This is a genomic window from Verrucomicrobiia bacterium (assembly GCA_035946615.1).
GTDB lineage: Bacteria > Verrucomicrobiota > Verrucomicrobiia > Limisphaerales > UBA8199 > DASYZB01.
In genome coordinates, this window is record DASYZB010000085.1 from 21,034 (window position 1) to 27,342 (window position 6,309).

Below are 6,309 nucleotides of genomic sequence, written 5' to 3' on the forward strand. Positions count from 1 at the left end.
ATTGTCATTGTTTTGTAATTTCCATGTCGAGCTTGTAGCCCACCCCATGAACGGTTTTGATCCAGCGCGGCTGCTCGGGGTTGGCCTCGATTTGGCTACGCAACGCGGCGATGTGGTTATCCACCGTGCGCGTGGTTGGGAAAGCCGTATAGCCCCAGACAAGGTCCAGGAACCGCTCGCGCGAGACCGGTTCGCCGGGTGTTTCAGCCATCAACCGCAGCATGGCAAATTCTTTGGCCGTCAGGTGAACGGGCTTGCGTCCCCGCCGCGCGGTTTGGCGGACCAGGTCTATCTGGACATCGCCCAGGTTGAGCGTGGCTGGGGCTTGGGCCGGACGCCGGGCGCGCCGGAGCAGGGCCCGGACGCGCGCCAGCAGTTCATCGGTGCTGAAGGGTTTGACCAGATAATCATCGGCCCCGACATCGAGGCCCATGACGCGGTCTTCGACCTGGCCTTTGGCGGTAAGCATGAGGATAGGAACGGGATTGGCGAGGCGCCGCAACTCGGCGCAAACGGCGTAGCCGTCGAGCCGGGGCATCATGATATCGAGCAGGAGCAGATCAGGCTTTTCGGCCACGGCTCGCTGGAGACCCATTTCGCCATCGGCAGCCGTGAGCACGCGATAGCCGGCGTTTTGCAGCACGTCTTCAAGGGCCGTGCGCATCGGCAGCTCATCTTCGACGACTAATATCCGTTCCATATCGGCAATTCGATTGTAAAGCGGCTTCCCTGGCCCGGCGCGCTGCGCACCAGGACCTGGCCGCCGTGGGCCTCGACGATGTGTTTGACAATGCTTAAGCCGATGCCGACCCCCTGCGTTTCGCGCCGCAGTTCCGAGCCGCACCGGTAAAAGCGCTCGAAGATTCTCCCGTGCTCGGCGGCGGGGATGCCTTCGCCGTCATCTTCGACCCAAATGGAAATGGTAGAGACCGGGGTCCGAACGGCGGGATCGCTGGGGCGAGCGATTGGCTCCTGGCTTTGGGGTGCGGCTTGTTCCATGCCCACGCGGACGTTGCCTTCTTTCGGGGAATGTTTGAGGGCGTTATCGATTAAATTGACCAGCGCCTGCTGGATAGCCTTGCCGTCCAACGCCGGAGGCGGAGAGCCGGGCGTTGGCTCGACAGGCTGCGGCAGGCTCAGGCTCAAATGCACTTGCTTTTCTGCGGCGTAGGTTTCCATCAGCCGAACGGTTTGCTCGACTAGGGCGGCCACATTGGTCGGTTCGAACTCATATTGCTTGCGCCCCTGCTCGATGCGAGAGAAATCCAGGACGTTCTCGACCAGGGCAGAGAGCCGGCGGCATTCCTGGGCGATGAACCCGAAGTACTGGTGTTGCTTGGAGGGCTCGGAGACCTTGCCGCGTTCGAGGCTCTCGGCAAGCAAGCGGACGGAGGCGATGGGCGCCCGCAACTCATGCGAGACGCTCGAAACAAAATTGCTCTTCAGCTCGCTCAGCCGGAGCTGCCGGCTAAAGGCCCGATAGGCCGCCAGCAGTCCAACCAAAGCAACCATTGCCGAAGCGGCGATCAGCGAGCCGAACCAAAAGGTGCGCGCGCTCTGGCGCTCGTAAAGGGTTTGCGGGCTGGTCAGATAGACGAGCACTTTCAACGGGCCGGCCCTGTCGGGTCCGGCCGCCGAGGCCAGAATATTCGTGGCAACCTGTCCTAACAATTCTATTCCCTCCTGCCCCGCCCCTTTGCCGCCCATGTAATGCGTTCGATGCCACATGCGCAGGTCTGGCGCAGAGTTCCTCACCCGTTTGCCCGCTACTTCGATTGCGATTCCGAAATAATCGGGGACCTGCCACTTTTCTTGCAGAAACGACCGCAGCCTCGAACCAATTTCGGATTCTGAGCGGCACACATAGCAATTGGTCGCATCGCCTTCACAACGCGCAGCAAGCCAGGACTCGATTCGGGTCTCTGGGACGGGAGCCGGCTTGCTCGAATCGGGGGACGGTTCAAACCAAAACATCTGCGGTAGCTGGGGGGGCGCAACTGATGGAGAAGTCTCGCCTTCGACAGCCGGGCTTGCCTGGGCTGGATTGGCCGGCGACTCACTCATGAGAACGACGCCAGGCTGCGCAGTCTGTAAGTACTTCTTTGCAGCCGAATATAAAAACCGGGCCATTTCCTGCTCAGCCCAAAGCTCCTGCCATTTGAAGGCCCGCTCCTGGGCTTGGGGCGTGCGTGCCAACTCCATGGCCCGGCTCAGAATCTGGGGTGTGAGGGCGTTCGGATGCTCGATGGCGTTCGAGCAGAGAGCGTTTAGTAACAAGAGCGGGTCGCCCGCTGCCGCCTGGGGCCGGAGAGTTGATAATTCCATCAATTTGAGCCGGGCTAGTGGCTGAAGCGGCAGGCCGCTTTCGCCGAGCGCCTCCGGAAACTTGTCCACCAGTAGTTGAAAAATCCCTGCGGCCTCCTTTGTTTTGCCCTGCTTCTGAAGCAACAGCCCCAAAGAAAAGTTCACCCGGGCAACGATGCCCTTGGGTGGTTCCGATTTTAACAGCTCGCGGAATAGCGCAATGGCGCGCGCGGGGTCTCCCGCGCCTGCCTCTGCCTGCTGCGCCGCCTGCCAGAGGCGGACCTGCTCCAAATTCAGACCGGTGCTCTTGAAGTTTTGCGCCGTGGGAATCGGGGGGTAGGGCGGCGGATAAACCAGGCGACCGGCGGAATCGACTTTAAAGGCGCGGCTGTCGAACTTATCGCCTTTGGCGGTTAGATCGCTCCAAATAACAGGCGCCAAGTTGTCGGCCAGGCCTTGGGCGCGCTCGGCTGCTTCGTGTTGGGCCAGGAGTTTATCCTGCCTCAGCGAAAAGAACCCCACAACCGCCAGCAGCAGCACCGGCAGCACTATCAAGATCGCCTGCCATAAGAAGGTGGACTTTTGCGTTGGAAAATGCCGAGCCATGTCTGAGCCTGTGCAACGAGAATAATGCAAGGAAAAGCAGGCGATTGTCATGAAAATGTAAAAAAGGAAATGCAATGACACGAATTGCACGAATTCTCACGAAGGGGATTTGAGGAACAACCTTGGCACATGTCTTACGTAAGCGATTAGGTTCAACCATCCCTGCGGGACTTTGTGGCCTTGTGCGCTAAACCCAACGCTGAAGCGTTGGGCTATTCTCAACCATTCCTCCGGGATGAGAACGAAATCCTCGATACAGCAGTTGGAAGGCTGTTTTAAAAATGGAATTGCCGCGATTCGTCCTAGTGCTCTTTCTCGAAGCCCTGAAAAACCGAGGACGAGAACGAGGAGGAGAGGGAGCCGGCCACTTTCAAAACAGGCTCTGAAGCCTGCGCGACGCGCCGGCCTGACTCCTGTAGTCGAGCCACAAGCCCAGGTAATAACCTGTTGCGTCGGCTCCCTTTTTTTTGTAAATATCCCTTATGCAGATTTCAAAATGCTTGTTGGCCATCTGCGCGGCGGTTTGCGTCCTGGCCGTTCGCGGAGAAGATAATGCTTTCCAGAATAAAGCCCGCGAGGCCTTGGAGCAAAAGCTCAATCAGCCACAAAGCCAACCGGCGGCATCCAATTCGGCCCCCGCTGTCTCAGCCCCGACGACACAAACCAACCCCGCCGCTGTTGCGCCAGCCCCGCAAATCAATCCCCGGCCCAGACGATCCGATCCGGCCAGCATTGCCAAAGCGCGCCAAGCCATGGAACAGAAGCTGAACCAAGCTTCGCCCCAACAGCCTGCCTCCGTTTCCACTTCGCCGCCGGCCTTGGCTCCCTCCGCGCCTTTGCCCGCTGGATCAGCTCCCGTTGCTCAGCCTGCGCCCGCTGCGGGCAGCGCAGAGCAGCCTGCAGATTCCGCCGAGATTTCCAAGGCCCGCGAGGCTGTGCGCCAAAAAATGAGCGAAATGCAATCCGTGCCGGCAACCGTTGCCGCCCCGCCTGCGGCCATTCCACAGGCGCCGACCAATCCCCCGCAGGCCCCGCCCCCGGTGGCCCCAGTCGCGGCAGCCCCTGAACCGGCAGCGGTTCCTCCCGGCGCCCCGCAGGCTGCGGATTCTGCTGCTATCGAAAAGGCGCGTGAAGCGCTGCGGGAAAAGATGAGCCAGCCCGCACCCGCAACGGTAAGCGCGCCGCCCGTCGCGCCGCAGCCGCCTGCGGTGGCAGTCACCCCGCCGGCAACAGCCGCGCCCATCCCACCGCCCTCCCCGGCTGCACCAGCCCCCGCGCCTGCACCCGAACCGGTCACGCAAGCAGCGCCGGCGCCGAGCGATGCGGATGCCATTGCCAAAGCCCGAGAAGCCCTGCGCGAAAAGATGAGCCAAGCGGTCGTTCAGCAACCCCAAGCATCAGTTCCGGGGTCCGCCGCTCCGTCCTCGCCGGCGCCTCCCGCCCTTTCGGCTCCTATCCCCGGCGCCATCCCACCAGCCGACCCGGACGCGATAGCCAAGGCAATGGCCGCCGAGCGCCAACGGATGCAAGAGGCTCAGAATATGCCTCAGGGCGCCCCCCCAATCTCTTCCTCACCGATGCCCGACACCGCCGCGCAAGCCGAGGCGCGCCGGGCAGCGGAGCGCGCGGCGCAGGCGCAGACTGGCGCCAACCCTAATCCATCCCGAAAAAGGCGCGGCATCATCAGTGTGAACGATTTCCCTGCGTTGCAGGCCCCGGCCCTTCCCATTTCCGCCGATCAACAGCGCCGCCTGGATGATCTCCTGCGCCTGTACAAGGCCGACGCCATCACTCCGGAACAATACCAGGCCGGGCGCGCCAAGATTCTCGCGGGGCAATAAAACGCCCCCATGCACCAGTTCCGTTACGCTGGCCAGAAACTGTGCTGCGAGGCTGTTCCGCTCGAATCCATCGCGAAAAAGTATGGCACGCCGCTTTACGTCTATTCTCAGCAGACGCTGACGGACCATTTTCAAAAGCTGGACCAGGCTCTGGCGGGCTTGGACCACCGGATATGTTTCGCGGTAAAGTCCAATTCCAATCTCTCCGTCTTGCGGACTCTGGCGCGCCTGGGGAGTGGTTTTGACATCGTCAGCGGCGGCGAGTTGCAACGGGTGATTGCCGCCGGCGGCGAGCCGGCCAAGTGCGCCTTTGCCGGCGTAGGCAAAAAAGAGGAGGAAATTGAATTGGTCCTCAAAGCGGGGGTGTATTGCTTCAATGCCGAAAGCGAACCGGAGTTGGAGCGCATCAACCGGGTGGCCGCGCGTCTCCAGAAAACCGCTCCCGTAGCGGTGCGGGTGAACCCGGATGTCGAGGCCGGCACTCACAAAAAGATCACCACCGGCACCTACGAGACCAAATTCGGGATTGCATTGGAACAGATTCCGGGAGTCTATGCCCGTGCGGCTCGGTTAAAGAACCTGCGCCTGCGCGGACTTCAGATGCATCTCGGGTCACAAATTACCAACGTAAAGCCATTCGAGCGCGCGGTGCAAAAGGTGTTGCCGCTGGTCAAGAGTCTCCAGGCCGGCTATGGCATCGAATTTTTCAGCATCGGCGGCGGCTTGGGCATCGTGTACAGGCCGGCCCTGGCCAGCGGTGTTGAAAGTTGGTGGCGCAGGGCGGAGGCCCGGGACATCCTGACCCCGCAAAGGTACGCTGCCGGACTCGTGCCGCTGCTCGAACCGCTCGGCCTGCGCATTTTGCTCGAGCCAGGCCGCTTCATCTCGGGCAATGCCGGCGCTCTCATCACGCGGGTCGAATATGTCAAACGCACTGGCACAAAGACTTTTGTGATTGTAGATGCCGCGATGAACGATCTAATCCGGCCAGCCTTTTACGATGCCTATCACGAGATCGTTCCGCTGCGACGCAAAGCCGGCCCGCAAATCAAATCCGATGTGGTCGGGCCCATCTGCGAATCGGGAGATTTCTTCTGTCATGATCGGCCTCTGCCCAGGGTTCGAGAGGGTGATTACCTGGCCCTGCTAAGCGCCGGCGCGTATGGCTCAGTGATGGCTTCCAACTATAACACCCGCCCGGTCGCGCCCGAGGTGCTCGTCAATGGCCGCCGGACAGCTCTGGTGCGCGAGCGCCAGCCCATCACCGGGATTTGGAACGCAGAAAAGATTGCCGCCTGGTTGGAATGAGATAGAGGCTGGAGTTTGGACATCCCATAACGATCTCTCCCTTTGTCGGAAACTTAAGTTTTCGACAAGGTTTCCGACAAAGGAAAGCAAAAGGCGTGCTCTTAAGAATCACTAGAGTCCTTGAATTCTGAAATTGTAGGTTGTTGAGTCACATTTCAAGCAGCGTGTTTTTGTTGGAGGAAGGTGAGGATCTGGCTTTCGAATTCACGATAGCTGCGGGCCAGTGGGGATTGGGCCAGGTCCTGGGGGC

General features: G+C 60.6%; 4 protein-coding genes. 2 read left to right on the forward strand and 2 right to left on the reverse strand.

Annotated elements, in window-relative coordinates:
- Window positions 1–4 precede the first annotated feature (4 nt).
- Both VG146_12465 and VG146_12470 read right to left on the reverse strand, forming a co-directional pair.
- Window positions 5–700: a response regulator transcription factor gene (locus tag VG146_12465; GenBank protein HEV2393162.1), complete on the reverse strand. Its 696-nt coding sequence runs from the start codon at window positions 698–700 to the stop codon at window positions 5–7.
- Window positions 685–2,910: an ATP-binding protein gene (locus VG146_12470; GenBank protein ID HEV2393163.1), complete on the reverse strand. Its 2,226-nt coding sequence runs from the start codon at window positions 2,908–2,910 to the stop codon at window positions 685–687. The genes VG146_12465 and VG146_12470 overlap by 16 nt, the downstream gene beginning before the upstream one ends.
- 482 nt (window positions 2,911–3,392) lie before the next feature.
- Here VG146_12470 and VG146_12475 point away from each other — a divergent pair, with 482 nt between their 5' ends.
- Both VG146_12475 and lysA read left to right on the forward strand, forming a co-directional pair.
- Entirely contained in the window at window positions 3,393–4,751 is a 1,359-nt protein-coding gene (locus VG146_12475) for a hypothetical protein (protein ID HEV2393164.1), read from the forward strand.
- Window positions 4,752–4,760: 9 nt separating this feature from the next.
- Window positions 4,761–6,059: a diaminopimelate decarboxylase gene (lysA, locus tag VG146_12480; protein ID HEV2393165.1), complete on the forward strand. Its 1,299-nt coding sequence runs from the start codon at window positions 4,761–4,763 to the stop codon at window positions 6,057–6,059.
- Window positions 6,060–6,309: the final 250 nt, after the last annotated feature.

Coding starts and splice junctions, on each gene's coding strand:
- VG146_12470 (HEV2393163.1), bottom strand. CDS start 2,910: ATGGCTCGGCATTTTCCAACGCAAAAGTCCACCTTCTTATGGCAGGCG.
- VG146_12475 (HEV2393164.1), top strand. CDS start 3,393: ATGCAGATTTCAAAATGCTTGTTGGCCATCTGCGCGGCGGTTTGCGTC.
- lysA (HEV2393165.1), top strand. CDS start 4,761: ATGCACCAGTTCCGTTACGCTGGCCAGAAACTGTGCTGCGAGGCTGTT.
- VG146_12465 (HEV2393162.1), bottom strand. CDS start 700: ATGGAACGGATATTAGTCGTCGAAGATGAGCTGCCGATGCGCACGGCC.